This window comes from Pontibacterium sinense (assembly GCF_015209595.1).
GTDB lineage: Bacteria > Pseudomonadota > Gammaproteobacteria > Pseudomonadales > Balneatricaceae > Pontibacterium > Pontibacterium sinense.
Window position 1 is genome coordinate 1 of record NZ_JADEYS010000014.1, and the last position, 23,268, is coordinate 23,268.

Annotated in this window: 13 protein-coding genes; 4 read left to right on the top strand and 9 right to left on the bottom strand. The window is 50.7% G+C overall.

Going from position 1 to position 23,268, the window contains the following annotated elements:
- Positions 1-174: 174 nt before the first annotated feature.
- The 4 genes from IOQ59_RS13665 to gbdR form a co-directional block, all read right to left on the bottom strand.
- Positions 175-1,473 (bottom strand): TRAP transporter large permease, encoded by a 1,299-nt coding sequence (locus IOQ59_RS13665; RefSeq protein WP_193953944.1) that lies wholly within the window; start codon positions 1,471-1,473, stop codon positions 175-177.
- The gene (locus IOQ59_RS13670) at positions 1,473-2,018 is read right to left on the bottom strand and encodes a TRAP transporter small permease (RefSeq protein WP_193953945.1); all 546 of its coding nucleotides are present in this window, start codon (positions 2,016-2,018) and stop codon (positions 1,473-1,475) included. Before IOQ59_RS13670 ends, IOQ59_RS13665 begins: the two co-directional genes overlap by 1 nt.
- 68 nt (positions 2,019-2,086) lie before the next feature.
- Positions 2,087-3,094 carry a TRAP transporter substrate-binding protein DctP gene (gene dctP / locus IOQ59_RS13675; protein ID WP_193953946.1) on the bottom strand — a complete coding sequence of 336 codons (1,008 nt, stop codon included), beginning with the start codon at positions 3,092-3,094 and terminating at the stop codon, positions 2,087-2,089.
- Positions 3,095-3,509: 415 nt separating this feature from the next.
- Positions 3,510-4,631 carry a choline metabolism transcriptional regulator GbdR gene (gbdR, locus tag IOQ59_RS13680; RefSeq protein ID WP_193953947.1) on the bottom strand — a complete coding sequence of 374 codons (1,122 nt, stop codon included), beginning with the start codon at positions 4,629-4,631 and terminating at the stop codon, positions 3,510-3,512.
- 615 nt (positions 4,632-5,246) lie between these two features.
- Here gbdR and fdhA point away from each other — a divergent pair.
- The gene (gene fdhA, locus IOQ59_RS13685; RefSeq protein WP_193953948.1) at positions 5,247-6,446 is read left to right on the top strand and encodes a formaldehyde dehydrogenase, glutathione-independent; all 1,200 of its coding nucleotides are present in this window, start codon (positions 5,247-5,249) and stop codon (positions 6,444-6,446) included.
- 82 nt (positions 6,447-6,528) lie between these two features.
- Here fdhA and IOQ59_RS13690 read toward each other — a convergent pair whose 3' ends face one another.
- From IOQ59_RS13690 to gbcB, 4 genes are all read right to left on the bottom strand, one after another.
- On the bottom strand, positions 6,529-8,733 hold the full coding sequence (locus IOQ59_RS13690; RefSeq protein ID WP_193953949.1) for a putative bifunctional diguanylate cyclase/phosphodiesterase: 2,205 nt from the start codon (positions 8,731-8,733) through the stop codon (positions 6,529-6,531).
- Positions 8,734-8,882: 149 nt separating this feature from the next.
- A complete protein-coding gene (locus IOQ59_RS13695) occupies positions 8,883-9,599 on the bottom strand; it encodes a 3'-5' exonuclease (protein WP_193953950.1) in 717 nt (238 codons plus the stop codon).
- Between the two features lie 2 nt (positions 9,600-9,601).
- Complete coding sequence (locus IOQ59_RS13700) at positions 9,602-11,479, bottom strand: DUF294 nucleotidyltransferase-like domain-containing protein (RefSeq protein WP_193953951.1); 1,878 nt, start codon at positions 11,477-11,479, stop codon at positions 9,602-9,604.
- A 59-nt stretch (positions 11,480-11,538) separates the two neighbouring features.
- Entirely contained in the window at positions 11,539-12,666 is a 1,128-nt protein-coding gene (gene gbcB, locus IOQ59_RS13705) for a glycine betaine monooxygenase reductase subunit (protein ID WP_193953952.1), read from the bottom strand.
- A gap of 310 nt (positions 12,667-12,976) precedes the next feature.
- Here gbcB and gbca point away from each other — a divergent pair, with 310 nt between their 5' ends.
- The 3 genes from gbca (at position 12,977) to IOQ59_RS13720 (ending at position 16,990) form a co-directional block, all read left to right on the top strand.
- Positions 12,977-14,248: a glycine betaine monooxygenase oxygenase subunit gene (gene gbca, locus IOQ59_RS13710; RefSeq protein ID WP_193953953.1), complete on the top strand. Its 1,272-nt coding sequence runs from the start codon at positions 12,977-12,979 to the stop codon at positions 14,246-14,248.
- A 326-nt stretch (positions 14,249-14,574) separates the two neighbouring features.
- Positions 14,575-15,873 (top strand): sensor domain-containing diguanylate cyclase, encoded by a 1,299-nt coding sequence (locus IOQ59_RS13715; protein WP_193953954.1) that lies wholly within the window; start codon positions 14,575-14,577, stop codon positions 15,871-15,873.
- A 118-nt stretch (positions 15,874-15,991) separates the two neighbouring features.
- Entirely contained in the window at positions 15,992-16,990 is a 999-nt protein-coding gene (locus IOQ59_RS13720) for an adenosine deaminase (protein ID WP_193953955.1), read from the top strand.
- Positions 16,991-17,227: 237 nt separating this feature from the next.
- Here IOQ59_RS13720 and proA read toward each other — a convergent pair whose 3' ends face one another.
- Entirely contained in the window at positions 17,228-23,179 is a 5,952-nt protein-coding gene (gene proA, locus IOQ59_RS13725; RefSeq protein ID WP_228050905.1) for an anti-phage protein ProA, read from the bottom strand.
- Positions 23,180-23,268 lie beyond the last annotated feature (89 nt).

Below are 23,268 nucleotides of genomic sequence, written 5' to 3' on the forward strand. Positions count from 1 at the left end.
TAGGTTGGGTACAGCCTCACCTGACCGGGGAGCTCTATCTAATCAAACAGAGCAGATGGAGAGATACAAGGTTGGGTCGAGCAACGCGATACCCAACACTCAACCTGATAGCAGGCACAAATGCGGGGCATCACCACGCGTCTATTAACCTAACGCTGCTGATAGGCAGAGCACTTACATCAGCCCCAGCAACTTAGGAATAAACAGCGACAGCTCCGGTACAAAGCTGGTCACCGCCATCACCGGCATGCCCACAAACACCATCAGTTTAATCGCAGGCATCACCGATTGATGAATGCTGACCTTACCGATCCTACATGCCATGTAGAGTATCGGTGCGACCGGCGGACTGTTGGCACCAATCACCACAGAGCACGCCACGATGGATGCATAGTGAATTGGATCGACTCCGCTTGCGATCATAAGCGGCATAAACAGCGGAGCCACAACAACTGTCACCGACACATCATCCATAATCATACCCGTGATGATCAGGAAGATGTTCACCGCGATCAGGATCATCAGTGGATCTTTGACCAATGAGGTTATCGTTTCAGTCAGTTCCTGCGGAATACGTTCCGATGCCAGAATACGGCCAATCATAAAGCTGAACAACAAGATCAGAATCACGGTCCCCGTGGTTTCCGCGGCGGCCACCACACTGCTTCCCAGTCGTTTGATGGTGAGATCACGGTAGATAAAGAAGCCGATGAGAATTGCCACAAATGCAGCAATCGCCGCCGCTTCTGTCGGTGTACAGATCCCCCCGTAGATACCACCAAGAATCACGATAGGCAACGACAGCGCCGGTAACGCCCTTAAGGTAGCGATCCCTTTCCCCGGCAGTTCTTCCATACCGTCCTTTGCACCAGCAGAAACCTCCTCAAACAGACGCCCCACGTTGAAGCGGTTCATCAGAATCAGTCCAGCGATCAACAGCAGCGCGGGCCCTATTGAAGCCGCAAAACAGGCAGCTACCGATTGGCGGGTCACTACGGCAAACAAAATCATGGTGATCGAGGGTGGAATCAAAATACCCAATAACGACGAAATCCCCAGCAATGCAGAGGAATATCCACGGGGATAACCGCGTTTTTCCAGAGGATCGATCATGATCGTGCCAATCGATGCAACAGCTGCTGTTGCCGTCCCGGCGATGGCGCCAAAGATTCCGGAAGCCAGTACCATCGAGGCACCCATTCCGCCCTTACGTTTACCGACCAATACTTCAATGAAGTCGACCAGTCTATGGGCGATACCCCCACTTTGCATCAGGTAACCGGTCAGTACGAAGAGCGGTAAAGCGATCAGAATCACCGAGTCGATGGATCGGTAACCCTGCAACATTAATGTATTGAAGTTCGCATCGTAGGCAAAACTCAGATACGCCAATACACCGGCAAATGACCATGCCACAGGCACACCAACGATCATCAAAAATAACAGAAGCCCTACGGCAATTAATCCTTCCATTATCGATCCTCCTCAATAGCAGATTCGGCCGGCTCATGTGCCACGAGAAGATGGGTATCATTGCCAATAATTGACTGAATAAGGTCACGCAAGGCATAGAGCGCACAGCCGACACTGGCAAACAAAATGGCACTTTGCGGTATCCAGAGCGGGATAGACAAACCCGGCGTATGCTGCGGACGGCGCATGCCCCACTTCAGCATTCGGTAGGAGAGATACACAAAGAAGCCGGTAATCACCAACGTGACCAGCGACAGAAAAGCCTGATGCAAGCGACGGATCTGCTGATCCTGGATATTGGTTTGCACAAAATCGACCACCAGATGCTCACGCTTCCGGCTGGCGATCAAACCGCCCACCATATACAGCCACATACCAAACAGCATGATCACTTCCAGCAGTCCAACAATGGACCAACCAAAGACATATCGTGCCAGAACAAGAAACAGCATCAGTCCGACTAACATGAGACTGCTAATAAGCGCAGCCGCATTCAGCACCCAACCGATCTTCTTATCCAGCGCGGTGAAGAAACGCACAATCATGAAGCACCTTCGGAAACAAAAAAGCGGCGGAGCAGCGTGCTGCCCCACCGTTTGGATGGGAAACTCGATCAGAGCTTAGTCGCGTTGTTCCGAATGGTGCCCATGATCTCGGAGCCGATCTCTTCGTCCATAAGCGGCCATACTTTTTCGCGTGCGGCACGCGCAAAGACTTTGATCTGTTCATCAGACAGTTCGAAGTACTTCATGCCTGCTTCTTCGGCTTTTTTGACGTACAGCTCATCGGCAGTTTTCGCGGCCTTGAACTGCTGCATCATCACCTGTTTAGCCGCATCAGCCACGATCGCCTGATGGGCTTCAGACAGATCTTCGAAAGACTCAGCATTCATACTCAGTACGCCCGTCATGAAGAAATGCTTGCTGCGTACGTAGTAATCCAACTGATCACGGAAATATTCGTAATCCCAATAGATCACGTTGCCTGCTTCACCATCAACCACGCCGGTTTGCAGTGCGGTGTACACTTCGCCCCAGTCGATCGCTGCAGTCTGGTAGCCTAATGCCTGCATCGTTTGTGGTGCTGGAAAGACGGTCATAGTGCGCACTTTAAGGCCATCAGCTTCTGCGATATTGGTCGCGTACTTACCGCGCGTCGCTACACCATTGAAGCCTTCAGGCCATGGGCCAAAGAACTTCAAACCCAGATCGGCGTAGATACCACCTAGCATGTTGTTGACCCAACCACCCGGGCTGTAAGCTTTGATTGCCTCTTCCCATGACAAAGTCATATACGGCGTATAAATCACACCGATACGCTTGTCGTAAGAGGTCATTGGCCAGTTCAGCATGACATCAACGTCACCTGCCACGTGCAAATCGAAGACTTCGTTTTGGCTGCCCAACTCATTTTGGTAGAACACCTTAACGTCAATCTCGCCGTTAGAGCCTTTTTCAATCAGATCCGCCCAACGTTCAAGCGTATCCCCTGCCGGAGAGCCTTTTGCACCGGAATCGGTAGCCATTTTCAGTGTTGCGGCCTGCACTGAACCTGCCATCAGAACACCCGCTGTTACCAAACCGGTGACGAATGAACGAAGCGTTGCTTTAGTCTTTACCATGGTATTACCCGTCGTTATTTTTATGTGTTTTGGTCTGTCAGGGTTATAGGTATCAATCCGAAACCCTTCGGTCAAACGGGCATTAATTCAGTCTTATTAACCACAAGAAACAATAAAAACCAGATACTTTCACTTATATAAACACAAAATACAGACTATTATTTCACACATACAATGTAAGGCATTCGCTTTAACTTGCCTGTTTGCGGCCGCAATTTCGCAAATGGATAGGCAAAGTGTCGCTTCTGAAACCGTACAAAAAACAGCCTTCTTCAGGCGCACCAAAACAGACCTTATCCAACATAAGATCACTCTGAGTGGGAAATGGGAAAAACGGCAAAAAAAAATCGCATTAAGGCCAAACCTCAATGCGATTTTTTTGATACCCGCGCCTGTCGCAGACGCAGCAGAGTAATTAAACGGCTATCGAACCAAAGCTAGGTTCTACCTTGGCACTGCTCAGCGCAGATGCAGAACGCGCAAGACTGATCAGGCTATCATCCTGCAGCGGTTCACGAATGGCGTTCTGTGTACCGTCAGCCGCCCATGCGATCTTACGCTCATCCCGAGGAGAGATACCGATATGCTTACGATAGCAACGACTAAAATGCGGCGTTGAGATAAATCCACAGGCACCTGAGATCTCAACAATGGACATACTGGACTGTTTCAGCAGCTGACGCGCACGGTCCAACCGCAAGCGCAGATAGTATCGGGAAGGCGAGCAACTCAGGTATTTGAGGAACATACGCTCCAGCTGCCGCCTGGATACACTGACGAAATGCGCCAACTCATCCAAACCAATCGGTTCCTCAAGGTTGTTTTCCATCAGCTCAATCACCTCAACCAATTTAGGCTTAGATTCTCCGCCGTTGTGCAACTGACGCAAAGGCACACGCTGCTGGTCAAACTCGCTGCGAATACGGTCGCAGATAAACATGTCCGACACCGCACTCGACAGCTTAGGCCCGTGCTGCTTTGCCACCATATGCAGGAACATATCCAGTGGCGCGTTTCCGCCCGAGGATGTCATACGATTGCGATCAACGGAGAACAAACGGCTGTTACAGCGCGCTTTAGGGTAGCGCTCCTGCAATGCAGCCATACATTCCCAATGGGCGCTGCAATCATAGCCATCCAGCAAGCCGGCATGCGCCAGCACATAACCACCCGTACAAATCCCCCCCATGATGGCGTTACGACGACGCCCCATCAGCTGCAACCAGCTCACCTGTTTGGGGGTAAAACTGCGGGTGATATCAACGCCACCGGCCACGATAACGATGTCGAGATCGATCACATTTTGAAAAGAAAAATCCGGTGTAAAACTTAAACCATCACTGGCAGAAACCTGCGCCCCTGTCTCAGTCACCATATGCCAACTATACAGTTCAGAACCAGATAGCTGATTTGCCATACGTAATGGCTCGACAGCCGATGCCAGCGCGATCATGGTGAAGTTATCTAACAGAAGAAAACCAACACGGGTAACCTTCTTAGTTCCTGCAGTCAGGGTTGGATTTACAGCAATTGTCATTGGTATGCCCTCTGTGCGTATGTGCTGGACAATATGTTTCCAAGGCTCATGAAAACATTTGCTACGCTTTTTTATTATGTAGGACGAATAAATTAGATAATCGGCGGACTCTCTGATCACACTCGACTATCCGGACTTTACGACTCGACCCTGCACTGGTTTTTGGCCTTTTCAGGGCGGTCACGTTAGGACTAATCATATGCGTTTCAAAAACGACACATCACCCCAAAAACGACACTCAGGCCCGCCAAGTTATCCAAAACCGACACTAGGCTAGACGTTAGTCTTGATGTAAATCAAGCATCTTATTAAATCTCTCTCCAAACGGGGCAGACCTAGCGACCCAAAAACCTGCTGCTGAAGTCACCGTTAATTCATGCCTGTTTGCGTCCTGTTTCCATCTCAATTGCCCACCAATGACAATACACAGCATTACGACTGACGGATCACCCTTGTTTATCAACAACTTTTCTCAACGCGACAACCCTCCTCTGTCGCTCATGATCAATTTACGCGCGGTTCGGGACAGCCACCCTGCTCAGCGGCTGGGTAGAGTGATAGGCCACGGCTCCGTACAGGACGTGTACTCAAACAAAAATAACAGGAGTAGTTACCATGTGTAGCAACCATTCCAACAGGGGTGTGGTCTATAAAGGCCCGGGTGAAGTTGCAGTTGAATCCATCGCCTTCCCGGAACTGTCGCTCGGTAAACGCAAATGCAACCACGGGGTTATACTCCGTGTCCTGACAACAAATATCTGTGGTTCTGACCAGCACATGGTGCGCGGCCGTACCACTGCACCCTCCGGTCTCGTTCTGGGCCATGAAATCACCGGACAGATCATTGAATGTGGCAACGATGTAGAATTCCTGAAACCGGGTGACATCGTATCCGTTCCATTCAACATCGCCTGCGGCCGCTGCCGTAACTGCAAAGAAGGCAAAACCGGTATCTGCCTCAACGTAAACCCTGCCCGTCCGGGTGCGGCATACGGTTACGTAGATATGGGCGGCTGGGTTGGCGGTCAGGCAGAGTACGTCATGGTGCCTTACGCTGACTTTAACTTGCTGAAGTTCCCCGATTCCGATCAGGCGATGGAAAAACTGCAAGACCTGACGTTACTATCCGACATTTTCCCAACCGGTTTCCACGGCTGCGTCACTGCAGGCGTCGGTCCAGGCTCAACCGTATATATCGCAGGTGCGGGCCCAGTGGGTCTGGCAGCAGCAGTATCTGCTCAGTTGTTGGGCGCAGCCTGTGTCATTGTCGGCGACATGATCACAGAACGTCTGGACCAGGCACGCAGTTTCGGTTGTGAAACGATCGACCTACGCCAAGATGGCGACATGGAAGATAAGCTGGAAGAGATTCTGGGTGAACGTGAAGTGGATGCGTTTGTTGACTGTGTCGGCTTCGAAGCCCATGCCTGCGGTTGCAACCACGGCGTAGAAGCGCCCGCGACGGTACTGAACTCGGCGATGTCGATTACCCGTGCAGGTGGCCAGATTGGTATTCCGGGTCTGTATGTTACGGAAGACCCAGGTGCAGTGGATGAAGCAGCACAACAGGGCGCACTGAGCATGCGCTTTGGTCTGGGCTGGGCGAAGTCTCACTCCCTGCACACCGGTCAGTGCCCCGTGATGAAATACCACCGCCCGCTGATGCAGGCGATTCTGTTCGATAAGGTGGATATTGCTAAAGCCGTCAACGTGCAGATGATCTCTCTGGATCAGGCGCCGGATGGCTACGCTGACTTTGACGGCGGTGCGGCGAAGAAATACGTGATTGATCCACACAACACCGTAGCGGCATAGCTGCCTACACGTTGATTGTAGCCATTCAGATTGCCTGCCGGTAAGCTGAATGGCTTTTCTGCTAAATGAGATTACAACAACGTCACGCCATCAGCTCGGGAAACTGTGTACCGATGTAGTTCAGCAACTCATCACGTGATATCGGTGGTGAAAAGAAATATCCCTGCACACACTCACAGCCCAACTCGGTGACTAGCGCCAACTGCTCAGCCGTTTCCACACCTTCTGCAACGGAGTGCATACCCAGGTTACTACCCATCTCAAGAATGGTTTTCACCAACAGATAATCATCTTTGTCAGATGCAATATCGGATACAAAGGAGCGATCCACTTTAAGCACATCAAATGGGAAGTGTTTCAGGTAGGCCAGAGAGGAATACCCCGTCCCAAAGTCATCCAGCGATAGCCTGAATCCATCTGCTTTCAACAGATTCAACTGACGCTCCGCCAGCTTTGGATCTTTCATCATCAGGCTTTCAGTTAACTCAATTGTCACCAACTCAGGAGCAACCCCCGCCTTCATCGCCAGCTCATCCAGATAATCGCCGGTCTCGGACAGATCCATGAATTCCTGCGGCGAGCGGTTAATTGCAACGCCAATAGGTTCACGCAACGCCGAGTTAATCTGATAGATATCGGACAACGCCTGTTTAACGACCTGATAACCCAGCTGTTGAATCAGACCTGAATGCTCAGCAATTTCAATAAACTCGTCAGGCCGCACAACCCCCAACTCAGGATCAGTCCAACGTACCAACGCTTCACAGCGGCCAATTTTTCCTGATGCAAGATTGATAATCGGCTGGTACTTAACCTCTATACGACCCTGCTCAAGGGCATCTGCCAAACGCATACGGATATCCTGATGACGCTCAGCCGCAACACGTAATTCAGGCGTAAAGAATGCATAGGTAGAACCCCCGGCGTTCTTGGCCTGATACATCGCCTGATCAGAACACTTAAACAACTCGCCGGTATCAGCTCCATCATCAGGAAAAATACTGACGCCAATCGATGTGCCACAACGTAGCCGCAGTCCATCTATTTCAATTGCCGGTTTGAAGCAGTCCAGCAGGTCAGAAACCTTATTCTCGACACTATGGATTTCTGTGAACTCAGTAAAAATGGCGAACTCATCCCCGCCCAAACGCGCAAGAATATCGCCTTCGCCAACACAGTTTTTAATCCTTCTGGCAATCGCCTGCAGCAACAGATCTCCCACCCCGTGTCCCTGGGTATCGTTCACACTTTTAAAGTCATCAACATCCAGTGAAATAAACGCGCCGGAGTTACCACGGGCTTTAATATTAATCAGCTCGCGTTCCATCTGTGCGTTAAATTCATAACGATTCAGCAACCCGGTGAGCGAATCGTGGGTAGCCTGATAGGAGATCAGAACCTGAGCTTCTTTCTCAGAGGTAATATCACGATGAATCGCAACATAGTGCTTTGCGTCCCCCGCATTATCCGGGATAAGACTAATGCTGGTAAACACAGGGTAAATCTGACCGGTTTTACTGCGATTAAGGAATTCACCCCGCCAATGCCCCTTCGCAGACAGGTCATGCCACAACTGCTGATAGAAGTCGCCGCCGTGCTGACCTGCGCTGAGTATGCGCGGATTTTCGCCTTGCAGCTCATCCATAGAGAAGCCGGACATCTCTTCCAACGAGGCATTAACATAAACAATTTGATTCTCTGCGTTGGTGATGATGATTCCATCTTTGGAAAAATCATACACCTGCTGAGCGATTAGAAGGCGGTCGTTCTTTTCCTGTAGCTGAGCGATCTCTGTTTTCAGCAAATGCTCGTACTTTATACGTTCAAGTTCTCGCGATGCCCTAACGGCAAAGGTATTGAAATAGCGGGAAATTTGTTCAACATCAACGTTGTCGATCGGTGTTTCAAATAACGCAGACAAAATGCCGATCACCTGACCGTCTATATCTTGCAAGGTGATCCCAATGTAGCCTTCGATGGACATATCACGCAGGAGCGTATCATCAGGATAGCGTTCAACGACGCCATTCAGAATGCAGGCTTCCCCTGCACAACGTAAATCTTCACAGGGCGTGCCTTGCAAGTCATACCGCATGACCGGCAGGAGCTCACCTTTGCCCCAGAGCGAGACGGTTTCAGCGTGATTATCTTCCAACACCCGCGCCACAAAGGTGTAGTCTGCCGACAACAGTTCGCCTAGCTTTTTCATCAGCACATTGAAGTAACCCTCACCACAGAGTTCTGTCAATTCATCAGCACTGAAAACTACACTCTCGTTTATTGACACACGCTATACCTAACCGTTCAACAGGATAACCCTGATTCGAGTTTGATCTACGCGATACCCTTCACATACTCGAACCGTTCATTATTAGATAGGTGTCGGCAAGATCTGCGATTTCTATACCCCTAAACGCGACAATACCACCATTCCGATCAGATACAGATCTCACTCAAGGGAGTCTCTTCACTATAGCGGTGACGGATTTGCGCCTGCAACAGCTCAGCCGTGGCTAATGCATCCACCATCGCGTCGTGTTGCGCATAATGCGGTAATCCATAACGACTGCGGCTATCACCCAGACGAATAGAAGTGGGTTTGCGACCAAGTAGACGACCACAAAATGAGGAAAAACCTTTACGGTAGAGCTGCGCTTCCAATTCCATCGTGTCGACAACGGGAAACTGAATTCCCTCGCCTACACGGCGAGTTATTCCCGCGTTAAGAAATTCACGCTCAATATAACGATAGTGGACAACCACTACCCGACCGGCGATCGCTTCCAGCAGCGGCCCCATAACGGAATACAGATCGGGAGCGCCATCAATATCGGAATGGGTGATACCGTGAATCACAACCGAGTTCTCTTCCATCTCTTTACGCGGCGTCAGCAGCCAGTGACGGGCATCGCGTACTCGAATGCGCTGCAGATCAAAGGGTACTAAGCCGATACTGACAATTTCATCGTGCTCCGCATCCAACCCGGTAGTTTCAAAATCCAGCGCGACAAACGGCACGTCAGACAACGGGGTATCCGCTGCCGGACAGCCTCCGGCATAGAAGAGCTGCAGCCGCTCATCATGTGAACTCAGGGCAAGCTCACGAAACAGTAATGGCCAATCAGCGACGGTTTGTAAGGGTGTAATCGCCATCATTATTTCCGCGTGTAGGGATAGCGGAACTTAAGGAAACGCTGGGCATTACTGAGCACCAGAAACGCCTCTTTGAGATTTCGCCGTTCAAAGTCAGACACATTATCCGGCTCGATATTGTTATCCGGCGCACGTCCTGACTCCACATCCAGCGCCTGATGGCGAATACGCACCATCGAGATAAACTCCAGCGCATCACGCAGATCAGTACCTCGATCTTGCGGCAGAATGCCCGCATCGATCACATCATCCAGACGCTCAAACGAGTTACGTGCGGTCGAGCCGACCGCCAGCGCATGCACGCGGATCAGGTCCGCCAGTGGTGCGGTACCACGGCGCTTAAGGTTGATTGAGTTACGATGCTGCCCATCCTTCTCCATCACAAAGCCTTTGAAGAAGCCCAATGGCGGCGTACGGCTTAGCGAGTTTCGAGCCAAACAGGCCAGAAAACGTGGTGACATACTAGAGCGGCGCACGATAAAGGTGTTCAGCTGCTTAGCCCAGTCAATGCGGCCCCAGACACCATCCAGATCGAAGAAGATAGAACAGTTCAACAACGCCTCAGGATCCGGGTTATCGATCCAATCTGCAAAGCAGGCTTCCCATTCCCGGCGGGTTTTTCGCCATTGAGGGTTGGTCGCCATAATCAGACCGGTGCAATAGGTGTATCCACACGCATCCAGACCATCACTGACAAACTGCGCCAGTTCATCGAAGTATTCACCGTGTAACTTCGGATCATAGCGGTTGTCTAGAATCAGCGCGTTGTCCTGATCGGTAATGATCAGCTGTTCGTCCCGCGCCATAGACCCCAGCGCCAGGAAGCAGTATGGCACTGGTGGAGACCCCAACTTCTCCTCCGCCAACTCCAGCAAACGCTGCTTAAAGCTGCGTCCGATGACCGACAGAGCACTGCCAATCATATGAGAATTAGCATCCTCGTTGACCATCCGCACAAAGCAAGAGTTGACCTGTTTCGACAGCTGCACCAGCTCTTCAACACTCTGCTGACGCAGAATCGTGCTGACCATATATAAGCTGCTTTGGGATTCATAACGAACAATATCGGACGTGGCAATAACACCGATGGGACGTTTACCGTCCATCACCGGCAGATGATGCAGGTTAAAGCGCAACATCGTTAGCATCGCTTCAAATACGTACGCATCATCATCCAGCGTAATGGGACCGCTGGTCATCACCTCAGTCACTGGTCGATCCAGATCAATCCCCGGTGCAACAACCCGGATACGCAGATCACGATCGGTCAGGATACCCGCGAGCAAAGGTTCATCCTCACCCGCACTTTCAGCATCCTGATGCAAAATTAATAGCGAGGATACGGCCTCTTCCGCCATTTTCTGCGCAGCCTGCCGGATTGAGGCAGAAGCATCGATGGTGACCGGTTCACGCGAGATCAACGTGGTGACCTTCGACACCATCAGGTCGTTATTTTCCTGTTTGCTGGAGACCGCCTGACGCAGGCTGTTGTCGTCCATCTCCACGAAATAGGCGAACTCGTCGAACTGATCGCACAACGCGGTGAACAGCGTTTCAGGGATAAAGTAGATCAGCGAGTCTTCCAGCGTGCGGGCGGGCAGACGCACTTTGTTGTTCATTAACAAGCCGAGCTGACCGAACAGATCACCCTCACTCAAGCGGTTGTAGAGATCGCCGTTGCGGCGATAAATCTCGACCGCCCCGCTGCGAATCACACACAGATCACGAATCTCATCACCAAAGCGGTATACATCGGCACCCGCCCGGTAATAGGAGATCTCGATCTGAGTCGCAATATGGTTCACCGTGTCTTCCGGCAATGTGTTAAACGGCGGATACTGACTTAGAAAACCCGCGATCTCTATCTGTTCGGCTTCCATACTATCTCTACTTTATCTCTCGATCAGAGCGGCCTTTTTAAACGTTACAACAACATGGATCAATACTCGATCACCACATCGCTGGTCGGTACACAGCAGCAAGACAGGACATAACCCGCCGCTGCATCATCGTCGGTAATGCCGCCGTTATGCTCCATGGTGGTCTCACCGTCCTTGACCATCACTTTACAGGTACCGCAGATCCCCATACCGCAGGCTTTAGGAATGTGCAGATCCAGTTTAGAGGCCGCCGCATGCAAGGTCTCACCCGGTGCAATCTGGATGCTTTTGCCATTATTGGCAAACTCGACCCGCAACATATCGGATTGGGTAATCGCATCAGACTCGACTTGAGCGGTCTCTGCCTGCTCCTTGGCATCTTCGGCAATATCAATCGGTGTCGCACCAAAGGATTCTTCATGATAACGGCTCATGTCGAAGCCTTTGCTTTCCAGCAAGTTCTTCACCGCCTTCATATAAGGACCCGGGCCACAACAGAAGACCTCACGCTCCATAAAGTCGGGCGCAATCATCTCCAGTTTAGACTCATCAAGATACCCACGATATCCGTGCCATGCCTGACCATTCTCGATGCTTTCGCAAATGAGATGCAGATTAAAGTTACCAATACGCGACGCCATATGATCCAGCTCACGCTGATAGATAATATCGCGGGGCGTACGCGCGCTGTGCACAAACGCCATATCCACATCAGCATTGGTATCAAACCACCAGCGCGCCATGGACATCGTTGGGGTAATACCGACACCGCCGGACAGCAACAACACTTTTTCAGCCGGGAAATCGATGCAGTTAAAGACACCTACCGGGCCGTGTACCGCCAGTTCGTTACCCTCGGACAGGTTATCGTGCAACCAATTGGATACCAGACCACCCGGCACACGCTTCACCGTTATGGAGAAACTGTAGGGCACAGACGGCGAGCTGGAGATCGTGTACGAACGCATGGTTGGCTTACCGTCGATCTCTAACTCCAGCGTGACAAATTGACCGGGTTTAAAGAAGTACATTACCGGCTGCTCAGACATAAAGCAGAACGTACGTACATCCCAGGTTTCTTCAATCACCTTTACACAGCGGACATTGTGACGACCATTGACCCAGGTCTGCGTTTTAACCGGGATAAAGCTGTCTGAATTGACAGTCACTGGCACTGAATTGGTCATAGTTGTTCTCTCATTCGGGGGATCTTTCAGCAGTTCCGCCCATTGTCAGCGCAGACACTTTTTCCTAGTTAGCCATCCACGACAATAAGTTGCTTATTGCGACCACCCCCCATCAGCCCAGAGACCGAGGTCGATTTATGTACAGCATCATGTCGCGAATGGTCATTCCGCGATCCCACGCTTGAGCGAGCATAGCCCCATCAACAATGTCATCACGGGTCGCAGGGTTATAGCGTGCCAACACACCAACCCATGAACCACGGATACATCAAATAATCTGCACTCTGGTGCTAGTGAGGATAAAAATAAAATGAACCAGAATGACCTGATCAATACCCGTAATGCGACGATGGACGAAGCACGCGAAGAGATGGCAAATCTGCTCGAAGCGCGTCCGGCCAACTACTCCTTACCGCAGCCGCTTTACAACGACCCGCAGATGTTCCGCGTCGACATGGAAGAAGTGTTCCAGAAAGAGTGGTTGTTTGTTGGCATGACCAGCGAGGTTCCAAACAAAGGTGACTACTTCACCGTAGAGATCGGCCAGAACCCAGTACTGGTTGTCCGTGATGCCGACGGCAGTGTGAACGCATTCCACAACACCTGTCGCCACCGTGGCTCCCGCATTTGTACCGAACACCGCGGAAAAGTAGCCAACCTGGTGTGCCCATACCACCAGTGGACCTACGACCTTAAAGGCAACCTGCTATTCGCGGGCACCGAAATGGGTGACGCGTTCGATATGAAAGAACACGGCCTGAAAAAAGCACACACCAAAACTGCCGGCGGTTTTGTCTTCGTGTGTCTGGCGAAAAACGAGCCTGAAGGTGATTTCGACGAGTTTCTGGAAACGCTGGAAGAGTACATGGAACCGTACGACGTGGAGAACACCAAGCTGGCGGTGGAATCCAACATGTACGAACAAGCGAACTGGAAGCTGGTTATCGAAAACAACCGTGAGTGCTACCACTGTGCGGGCAACCACCCAGAACTGCTGAACACCCTGCTGGAATGGGATGACACCAACGATCCACGTGCCTCTGACGAATTCAGAGAACATTGCGCCGCTCAAGCCGCTGAATGGGATGCAGAAGGTATCCCACACGAACACCGCAGCTTTGGTCCGGGCTTGCGCAACCGTATCGTGCGTATGCCGCTGAAAAAAGGCACTCACGTGATGACGCTGGACGGCGAAGCGGGCTGCAAAAAACTATTGGGCCGCGTAAAGAACCCAAGCCTTGGTTCGATGCGAATCCTGCATCTGCCAAACTCCTGGAATCACATGCAGTCTGATCACTTCATCGTATTCCGGGTGCTGCCGATCTCCGCACAGGAATCGATTGTGACCACCAAATGGTTCGTGCACAAAGATGCTGTAGAAGGTGTTGATTACGATGTTGCCCGCCTGCGTCAGGTCTGGGACGCAACCAATGAACAAGACCGTATTCTGGGCGAAGAAAACCAGCGCGGTATTAACTCCATCGGCTATCAGCCGGGACCTTACTCAGAAACCTTCGAGTTCGGCATCGTCAACTTCATGGAGTGGTACAGCGAAACCGTTCAGAAAAACCTGAAAGGTTAACCAGTTCTGCCTTACCGCTGAGGTGTTAACCGTACCCAACACCCCAGCGGCGCTCTTTTTTGATCATAATAGGTAATACCGACTACGAAGCCCTTCAGGAGCAGCCCGTCAATCGGCCGACACTATGGTTGCTACCTGAGCTTCGACCCGGCACTTGTTGAGAATAACTTAGAGCATGGCAAGCCAGCGTTTATCGCTGGCTTTTTTGTTTGGCAAATGAAACTGGGGATTTTCCAATCAGCACCGGTCTCCAACTAACTACACTAGTTATTGACCATTTACTCGAATAAAATAAACGGTTCACATCCGTCACTGATGTAACCAATATGCCTAGCAAGAATGCGTCCCAATTTCCCGGGCTGGAAACACTATTCGATCAACTGGCCGACGCCGTGTATCTGATCGATCCTGTCACCTCAAATATCATCTGGGGCAATACTCAGGCGTGGAAAAGCCTTGGCATGACCCCAAATGACATTCTCAATCACAGCGTTTTAAGCCTGCAAAAGGATGTTCATGGCGCACCGCAGTGGAAAGATATTGCCAATGAGATATTCAAAACAGACTGCTTTCGTTTTCTAGGCAGGCATCAACACCGTGATGGACATGAGATAGAGGTCGAGGTGAATACAACGCACTTCACCTGGAACGACCAGCGTTTCTTTTTGTCTGTAGCCCGTGATATCACCAACCGAGTGCTACAAGAACCCTCTGCTTCAGAAGACAACTCCAGCGAACTTTTCGCGCTCAACGAAGCCAGCGATGGCACATGGGACTGGAGCATTCAGACTGGCGAAGTCACCTTCAGCCCACAGCTCAAACGCCTTTTGGGTTACGGACCCGACGAGATGCCGGGCGTACTGGATACCTGGAAAGACAACATCCATCCCGAAGATGCACCGCTGGTGCTTGCCACGATAAAAGAACATCTGAAAGGACAACGTCCTCGCTACGAAGCCACTTATCGACTGCGCAACAGAAACGGACACTACCTCTGGGTACAGGATCGCGGCCGTATCTGTGAACGTGATAAAAACGGATCGCCCACCCGCGCGATGGGTTTAGTTCACAACATCACTGACCAGAAGCATGTGGAGCTTAATCTGCAAAAACTGGCCTCCTACGATTTGCTCACCAGTCTGGTGAATCGCCGCGAGGGGATGAAACAACTTGTCTTGCAGATGAACCTTGCTCGGCGATTGAACACGCCACTCGGTATTGCGTATCTAGACATTGATCACTTCAAGCGCATCAACGATGTATTTGGCCACCAGCAAGGTGATGAAACACTGAAAAAGCTGGCGAAAGTTCTACGGCACGTTATCCGTTCATCTGACACCATATGCCGCTGGGGTGGTGAGGAGTTCCTGCTGTTTGCAAATAACACGGATCTCGACGACATGGTGGCATTAGGTGAGAAAATCCGACGCGAAGTCCGCGCTGCGTTTTTTGATGACCGCAGCCCTATCACTATCAGTCTGGGTATCACCACCTCCAACGGAGAGGAGGAAATCTCCGAAACATTAGCGCGTGCAGACACCGCTATGTATAGGGCCAAGCACAATGGACGAAACCGTGTAGAGTTCACCTCCCCTGATATTCAACCATCACAGGTTGACCTGTAAATCTCCGACTCTCTCCAGAAATACAGTCTTCAATCACACGTAGCATCTCAACGAGGCGCTACGTTAACCCTCCGTGTGCGTCTACACTGAGAGCTAATACAAACGCCGAGACTCAAATATGGAAAACTTCCTGAACGCGATGCCCAAGGCTGAACTGCACCTGCACATCGAAGGCACCCTTGAGCCAGAACTGATGTTCCTGCTGGCAGAGCGCAACGGAATTAATTTGCCCTACGCATCCGTCGAGCAGCTTAAGGCTGCATACGACTTTGGCAACCTTCAGGATTTTCTCGATCTCTACTATCAGGGCGCTGATGTTCTGCAAACAGAACAGGATTTCTACGAGCTGACATGGGCTTACATCGAACACTGCCGCGCGCAGCACGTGATCCATATTGAACCCTTTTTTGATCCACAGACGCACACCGACAGGGGCATTTCCTTCGCCACTGTGATCAACGGAATCAGCCGTGCACTAGATGACGCAAAAAAACAATTCGGAATGAGTTCTGGGCTGATCATGTGTTTCCTGCGCCACCTGAGCGAAGCGCAAGCCTTTGAGACTTTAAAACAAGCACAACCCCATCTGGACAAGATCATCGGTATCGGTCTGGATAGCTCGGAACAAGGTCATCCACCGGCCAAGTTTGAACGTGTCTTCGCCAAAGCAAAGTCGATGGGATTATTACTCGTCGCCCATGCCGGTGAAGAAGGCCCTGCACAAAATGTCATTGATGCGCTGGATATGCTGCATGTTGATCGCATCGACCACGGCGTTCGTGCATCTGAAGACCCTCAGCTAATTAAACGACTGGTGAAAGAGAAGATCGCCCTCACCGTATGTCCCCTGTCCAATACCCGCCTCAAGGTCTTCAGCGATATGAGCGAACACAATATCCTGAAAATGCTCGACGTCGGGGTCAAAGTCACCGTGAACTCAGATGACCCGGCTTACTTTGGTGGCTACCTGACTGAAAACTTTGTCGCGCTGTATCACGCACTGGATATGAGCAAAGAACAAGCCTTGGCGCTGTGCCGAAACAGCTTTGAATACAGTTTCGCCAGTCCGGAAAGGAAGGTAGAGATGGTGGGATTGTTAGAGCAGTATCGTAACTGAGGTGTGTGAGTAGCTATCCCGATGGATTTGGCTACTCATATTAAAGACGCTTATTTAGATAGGGGAGCATCCGCAACAAATAGCGGACATGAAACATTTCTCGATTGATCGATACTACTAATTCACTCAGCATACTCAAGCCATTTTCATAATAAGAACGTTACGACAATCATCTATCAAGGAAGGCTATCTCTGATAAGGATGCCGTCCTTGATAGATTACTCGCTCGTTAACTAATCAAGAATTATGAACTCTATCGACCCATGTCTGGAAAATCTCTGCCGTCGAACTATGACGACGACCGACCTTAAATTCAGAGAATAGCCAGCCGATCGGATCATTGGGCTGAGCAGCAAGTGCAGCACGCGCGACACCTATCTGCTCTTGATAGCACAAATCCTTCCAATCGCGTTCAATACCAAAGGCGTAAAGACCACGCCATGAAATCTCATCGCACACATCATCCGCTGATAACCAAACGGTTGTTTTCTCCTCACCCTCTCGCCAAAAGCCAGCCCAACTCTTAATCACATCTCGTAGATGCTGACGTTGCTTGCGAGAGCTACGGTTCAAGCTGTGCTTGTGCGCAATATCGAGAGTCAGCTCGTGAAGCGTAATCCCGTTCTTAAGCTCCAATATAGATTTAGCCAATAAGCTTAGATTCATCCGATGATCCGGATGAAAATAGCAATCCTTCTCGTATGTTGGAAGGATAGTCAGAATGTCATCATTCGCAGAATTTGGATTACATAAAGGCTCATACAATGGCTCTTGGCGCTGGACTTGGGCAAGGCGCTGTTCCACTGGCTCTTCTAACTCGATTACGGCCTGAGAGACACCCGCTTTTGGGCCATCACTCCGTGCATTTAAAGACTCCTGATCGAGCTCTGCCGATGATTCAGATTCGTGCTCCAAAACTGCTTCTGCTTCTGTCTCTGTCTCTGCCTCTGCCTCTGCCTCTGCCTCTGCCTCTGCCTCTGCCTCACGATCCTCAGCTAACAACGTATCTAAGCGCTCGTGGAGTTTCTTCATCGCATATTCAGGCTCTTGGAAGTAGTCAGTAGACCACAAGCGAACGATGCGCCAACCAAGGTTCTCAAGGATCACCTGACGTACGCGATCACGATCACGTGCTGATGGTGAACCATGGTAAGTGGCGCCATCACACTCAACACCTGCGAGGTATTCCCCCGGTTTATCGGGATGGACAATGCCCAGATCTACTCGGAATTTAGATACCCCCACTTGTGTCTGAACCTTCCACCCCTTCTCGCGAAGCGTCATGGCAACCGCCTGCTCAAAGTCTGAATCAAACTGATCAACACCGTAATTAGCTGAACTAAATTCAGCCAACGCGATCGGGCCGCGTTCGGAGAATTCTAGGTAGTTTTTAAGATGTTCTATCGCCGTCGCTTGTGTACGAGACAGATCCACCATGGATGAATCAAAGCTGGAGAAGACCAGCACCTCAGTCGTTGCGCGCGTCACAGCAACATTCAATCGGCGCTCCCCTCCCTGCTTATTCAGAGGGCCGAAGTTCATACTCATTGTGCGGCCACCAGGCTCAGTCGGGCCGTAGGTCAGAGACAGGATAATAATATCCCGCTCATCACCCTGAACTGACTCAAGGTTTTTCACAAATAACGGATCGTAGGTATCCGTTGCAGTAAAGAATCGTTCGAGTTCGGGGTTTTTACGGCGCGCCTCATCAACGAGGTCTTCAATTAAACGCTGTTGCTGTGAGTTGACCGTAACGATACCCATCGAACGTTCTGGCTCTCCATTAAGCATGCCAGAGAGGCGTTGAACGACCTCTGTGACTACCGCTTGTGCCTCGATGGCATTAGTCTGACCACGACCTTTAGCATACACACCGTCTACTCGGTGCAACGTTACGGCGCTAGCTTTCGTTTCCGCTGACGGGAACGTAGTTAACTGATTCTCGTAGTAGTGCGAGTTCGAGAAGGCGATCAGTGTTTCATGGCGACTGCGGTAGTGCCCAGTTAAACGAAGATGAGGCAAACGCGCCGCTAACGCCTGATCCAAGATGGATTCTAAATCACCTTCATCCGAATCTTCTTCCTCTTTGCGTCCAAACGTGTTGCTTGGCGGCATCTGCTTCGGATCGCCAACAACGATGACGTTTTTACCGCGTGCGATCACGCCAACGGCATCCCACGTGGTGATTTGAGAAGCCTCATCGAATACCACGAGATCAAAAAATGCAAAATCGGCAGGCAAGAATTGCGCGACCGATAGCGGCGACATCATAAAACAAGGTGTCAGATCCGTGAGAGCCCCTCCCATTTCATTCACTAACGCGCGCACAGGTTTGTGCCGTGTTTTCTTCGTCAGTTCACGTGCGAGTACACCATACTCCGCAGGCGTATCAGAGGCGTTACGATCAGGCACGCTACCAGCAGTCTTAGCCACGATATACTCGGCTGTTGTTGCTGAGACATCAGCATCAAGCTCACGAAACATCTCAATGGTGGATTCGTGAGACGCACCCGCAAACTGAACTAACGAAGGACTCTGATCGATCAATTTCGGTGCCAACCATACACACAACGCAGTCATTGCATTGTCCTCGCAAGCTCGTGGTGCAATCGCACGTGTTTCCAGCATCAGCGATAGTGGCTCAAGTTGGTACTGAGTCGCATGCTTCTTAGCCGCCAACCAACGGCACCAACGGCTCAAACGTTCACTCTGATCCGCTACAACACTGAAATCAGACGCGATTTTGCTAAAATCATCATCAGCGTTAATGCTGATTTTTAGAGCTTCAGCGTCTTCATTAAGCGCTGTAATGTTCGCGGCGGCGAAGGCCACACTGCGAGCCAGCCCAACGATCTGTGAGCTTTCGGATAGGAAGTCTCGACCATCAATTAAGTGGCGGCGCAACGTACCAATAGGAAGCGTCGGATCAGCAAACGATCCGATAAACGTCTTGAAGAGCTCAAGCGCCAGTGAACCATTCGTAAGCGATCTATTGAGTTTCTGCGGATCTGAATCCACACCGGACCATGCTGGCGTTCCTTCGAGCTCAGCAGCACTGCTTTTAAGCTGTCTAAGTGTTTCACGTGCAGCAACTGCTGACTCAAGAATCTCGAGATCTACGATCTTATCAAGTCCTTTAGCACGCATCGTTTTTCGTAGGCTATGACGCTTCAAAAAACCGAAAAGACCTGTCGCTTCGTTTCGCTGTTGAATCCATTGATCCCATTCACACTCATCGAGCATCGCCCATTTAAGGCCATGACCAAACTCTCTTATCTGATCATGCAACCTCGTGTGCAGGGAGATGCTATCGCTCAATGCATTAACTCGAGATGGACCACCTCCCCTAAGCGCGAAATCAACATCACCATTCATCGCGAGATCACACAGTTCAGACAAACTCGAAAGTTGAGTGAGCTTAGCTGGTGAGATGTGCTCAAGAGGGATCTCTAGTGCGTCCAATAAGGACACAACGCTTGCACGCGCTTTATTCGCCGCGGTGTGTACCCGGTTCGCAAACACGACAGCTGAAGTACGCCACTGGTTTGAAAACTCTAGCTGGATGATCGACTCAAAGTTAGTAGGATCGAGATCTTCGACCTCACCAAAGGCAATACCCAACTCCCTTGCGGTTTCCAAGTACGGATCGAGGTCAGCTTCTGTCCTGACCGGTGCTTGGCTTTGGTCTTCAGGCCATTCTAGACGTAACGGGTGCTCATACGAGAAACGCACTACCCGTGCCATTGCATCACGAGCAGATAGACCGAGAGCATGGTGGCAATGAAGCTCTGCCACATAGTTATTCAACCCATGACGGACTTTCTCTAGTTTCTGCGCCTTCGCAATCCAATCACTCTGAGTAGCCCTTTCTCGCTGAGTCCATGCCGCACCCAACTGATCAAGTACCGACTTTTTGTTTGCTTTGTTCGAATGTAACTCCAAACATAAGTGCTCCAGCCCGACCTTTTCCATACGACGGTAAACGACCTGAAGTGCAGCCATCTTCTCGGCCACGAACAGCACTTTCCGTCCCAAGGCTAGGTTGTGACAGATGATGTTCGCAATCGTTTCTGACTTACCCGTACCTGGCGGTCCCTCAAGCACAAAGTCTTGCGGGTGGGACGAGGCCTCTACCGCAACCATCTGAGAAGAATCACAGTTAAGCGGCGCGTAGAACGACTCCGGATTGATCTTATCGTCCACTTCGTTACGTTCAACAAAGGAACTTTCCTGCTTAAAAGCATCAGATGGATGATCGACAAGATGCTCTACAAACGGGCTTTGTTTAAGCAGCTCAGTACGATCGCGAAGATCTTTCCACATGAGGAACTTCGCAAACGAAAAAGAACCCAGAACAATCTCTTCAACGACAATAAATCCTGGCTGATCCTGGATTGCTGCTCGAACGATATTCCAAATCCCTTCTACATCTACGCCAGATTCATCTTCGGGGAGTTCGTGGCGCAACTGCTCAAGATTAATATCGTAATCTCTCTGAAGCATCTCAATGAGCGTCAGGTTAAAGATTGGCTCTTCGTCGGGAAGCTGACGCATCTTTACCTTAGCCTGTGCGCTGCGACGCTCCAGCTTAACCGGTAACATAATTAGTGGAGCACGGAACGATTTTTCACTATCTGGTGCCTCTTTCCAGCGAAGCATACCAATTGCTAGGAATAGCGTATTTGTGCCGCCCTCTTCCAAATCATTTTTAGCTTTGCGAAGGAGTTCGACGAGCTTTACGTCCTTGCGTCTCACCGTGTCGTTAACGATGAGCTTTTTGTTGTCGAGCTGCTGCAGCGCAAACTCTCTGTGTAAATCCTCCCCCGTACTGAGACGAAATGCCTCGGTACTGCGTTCATTCTCAACGAGTGGAGTTTCTTCCGCGGCAACAAAGCTAAACGTCTGATCGGCTGCGAGCATATCTTCGAGCGTGCCCAGATCAGGGCAGAAAAGCTTCAGAGCGGAGCTTTTCACATTTAGCAGTGGATTACGTTTTGTTAAATCCAGTAGCTTACGCTGCCACATATCAACGCGAGTTTCAGGGGTCTCTTCATAGACACGATCATCACCACGTACAGGTGGTAGCTGCGGTGGGGCGGCGATGCCTATAGTTACATCTGTCGCACCATCTTCGACCTCGTTACCCATATCCGTTACGAGTTTATCCTCTATGGCCCCTACCGGTTTCACCCTGCGAGCTCGTGCCTGCTTGATGTCGATCAACATCACGAATTCAGATTCTTGATCCTCTTCCAACAAGGTCTTAGCACGATCGATAGCTTGTTTGAATGTTACAGGCGAATCGTTGGTGACCAGCGTAGTCTCAAACATCACGATGTCGGATGTATCCATGCGCTTGCGGAGATCAATCGGGTCGTCATTGGTAAGCACAGGGAAGCACTCATCAATCAACCAAAAGCCTGAGAAGGCGTGTGTCTTAGTTAACGCGATGACAGGATTCAATCCCATATTCTCGAGGCAGCTGGCAAACAGGACCGAGGTATCAAGACAAGCGGCGGTCTTGTGCTCCAATATATCGGCAGCAGGACGAATACGCTGTCCACGCTCAGCCCATCCGTTCGGTGGCGACAAGTAGATAAGGCGCTCATTAAAGAGCGTTGACCAGAGCGCGCTACCAAATAAGAAAGGGCGCTCGCGGGTATTGGATTGATAGCCATCGATTGCGCTATTCTGCCCTGCGCTGCGAAGCCCCTGTGCGACTTTAGAGGTTAGCGCTTCAACCGCATGAACGTTGGGCTGAACAAATGCTCCTAACAGTTCAGCTTGGCGCGATTCACCGCCCCAATAGTCGGCTGGCAAGAAACTGATTTCATGATGTGACGATAGCTCATGCGTCTGCCCGTCACTATCAATATAAGATACCGCGAACATTAGCTGAACCCGCATCTCTTCCGTTAGACCCAACAACTTATCGAAGTGTGGTTTTAGCGGTCGATCTTGCAGCTTCGTGGACTGTGCTGCCTCAAGACGGTCTATGAGCCACTCTTCAGGCTCAAAAAAGGCGGGCTCGCTGGTGAGACGAACACGGATATCAGTGACGGGCGTTGAGGTCTCCCCCTCGCCTGCAACGGGTGCTGATATGAGCACTCGCTTCAATAATGGGTAGGCGTTCTGCTGCGCCGCTAAAGAAAAAGTTGACGCAAGTTCACTGTTGAGGTGCAGCTCCATACTAACTTCCTTATTAATTTGTGCACGTGTCATGCCGTCTCGACTGGCAAGCATTTCCAGTAAGATCAAACAATTAATCCAGTTTAGAG

Excerpts from the sequence above, each read along its gene's own strand:
- IOQ59_RS13695 (WP_193953950.1), bottom strand. The coding sequence starts at position 9,599 with ATGGCGATTACACCCTTACAAACCGTCGCTGATTGGCCATTACTGTTT.
- fdhA (WP_193953948.1), top strand. The coding sequence starts at position 5,247 with ATGTGTAGCAACCATTCCAACAGGGGTGTGGTCTATAAAGGCCCGGGT.
- IOQ59_RS13720 (WP_193953955.1), top strand. The coding sequence starts at position 15,992 with ATGGAAAACTTCCTGAACGCGATGCCCAAGGCTGAACTGCACCTGCAC.
- gbdR (WP_193953947.1), bottom strand. The coding sequence starts at position 4,631 with ATGACAATTGCTGTAAATCCAACCCTGACTGCAGGAACTAAGAAGGTT.
- IOQ59_RS13670 (WP_193953945.1), bottom strand. The coding sequence starts at position 2,018 with ATGATTGTGCGTTTCTTCACCGCGCTGGATAAGAAGATCGGTTGGGTG.
- IOQ59_RS13700 (WP_193953951.1), bottom strand. The coding sequence starts at position 11,479 with ATGGAAGCCGAACAGATAGAGATCGCGGGTTTTCTAAGTCAGTATCCG.
- IOQ59_RS13665 (WP_193953944.1), bottom strand. The coding sequence starts at position 1,473 with ATGGAAGGATTAATTGCCGTAGGGCTTCTGTTATTTTTGATGATCGTT.
- gbcB (WP_193953952.1), bottom strand. The coding sequence starts at position 12,666 with ATGACCAATTCAGTGCCAGTGACTGTCAATTCAGACAGCTTTATCCCG.
- gbca (WP_193953953.1), top strand. The coding sequence starts at position 12,977 with ATGAACCAGAATGACCTGATCAATACCCGTAATGCGACGATGGACGAA.
- dctP (WP_193953946.1), bottom strand. The coding sequence starts at position 3,094 with ATGGTAAAGACTAAAGCAACGCTTCGTTCATTCGTCACCGGTTTGGTA.
- proA (WP_228050905.1), bottom strand. The coding sequence starts at position 23,179 with ATGGAGCTGCACCTCAACAGTGAACTTGCGTCAACTTTTTCTTTAGCG.
- IOQ59_RS13715 (WP_193953954.1), top strand. The coding sequence starts at position 14,575 with ATGCCTAGCAAGAATGCGTCCCAATTTCCCGGGCTGGAAACACTATTC.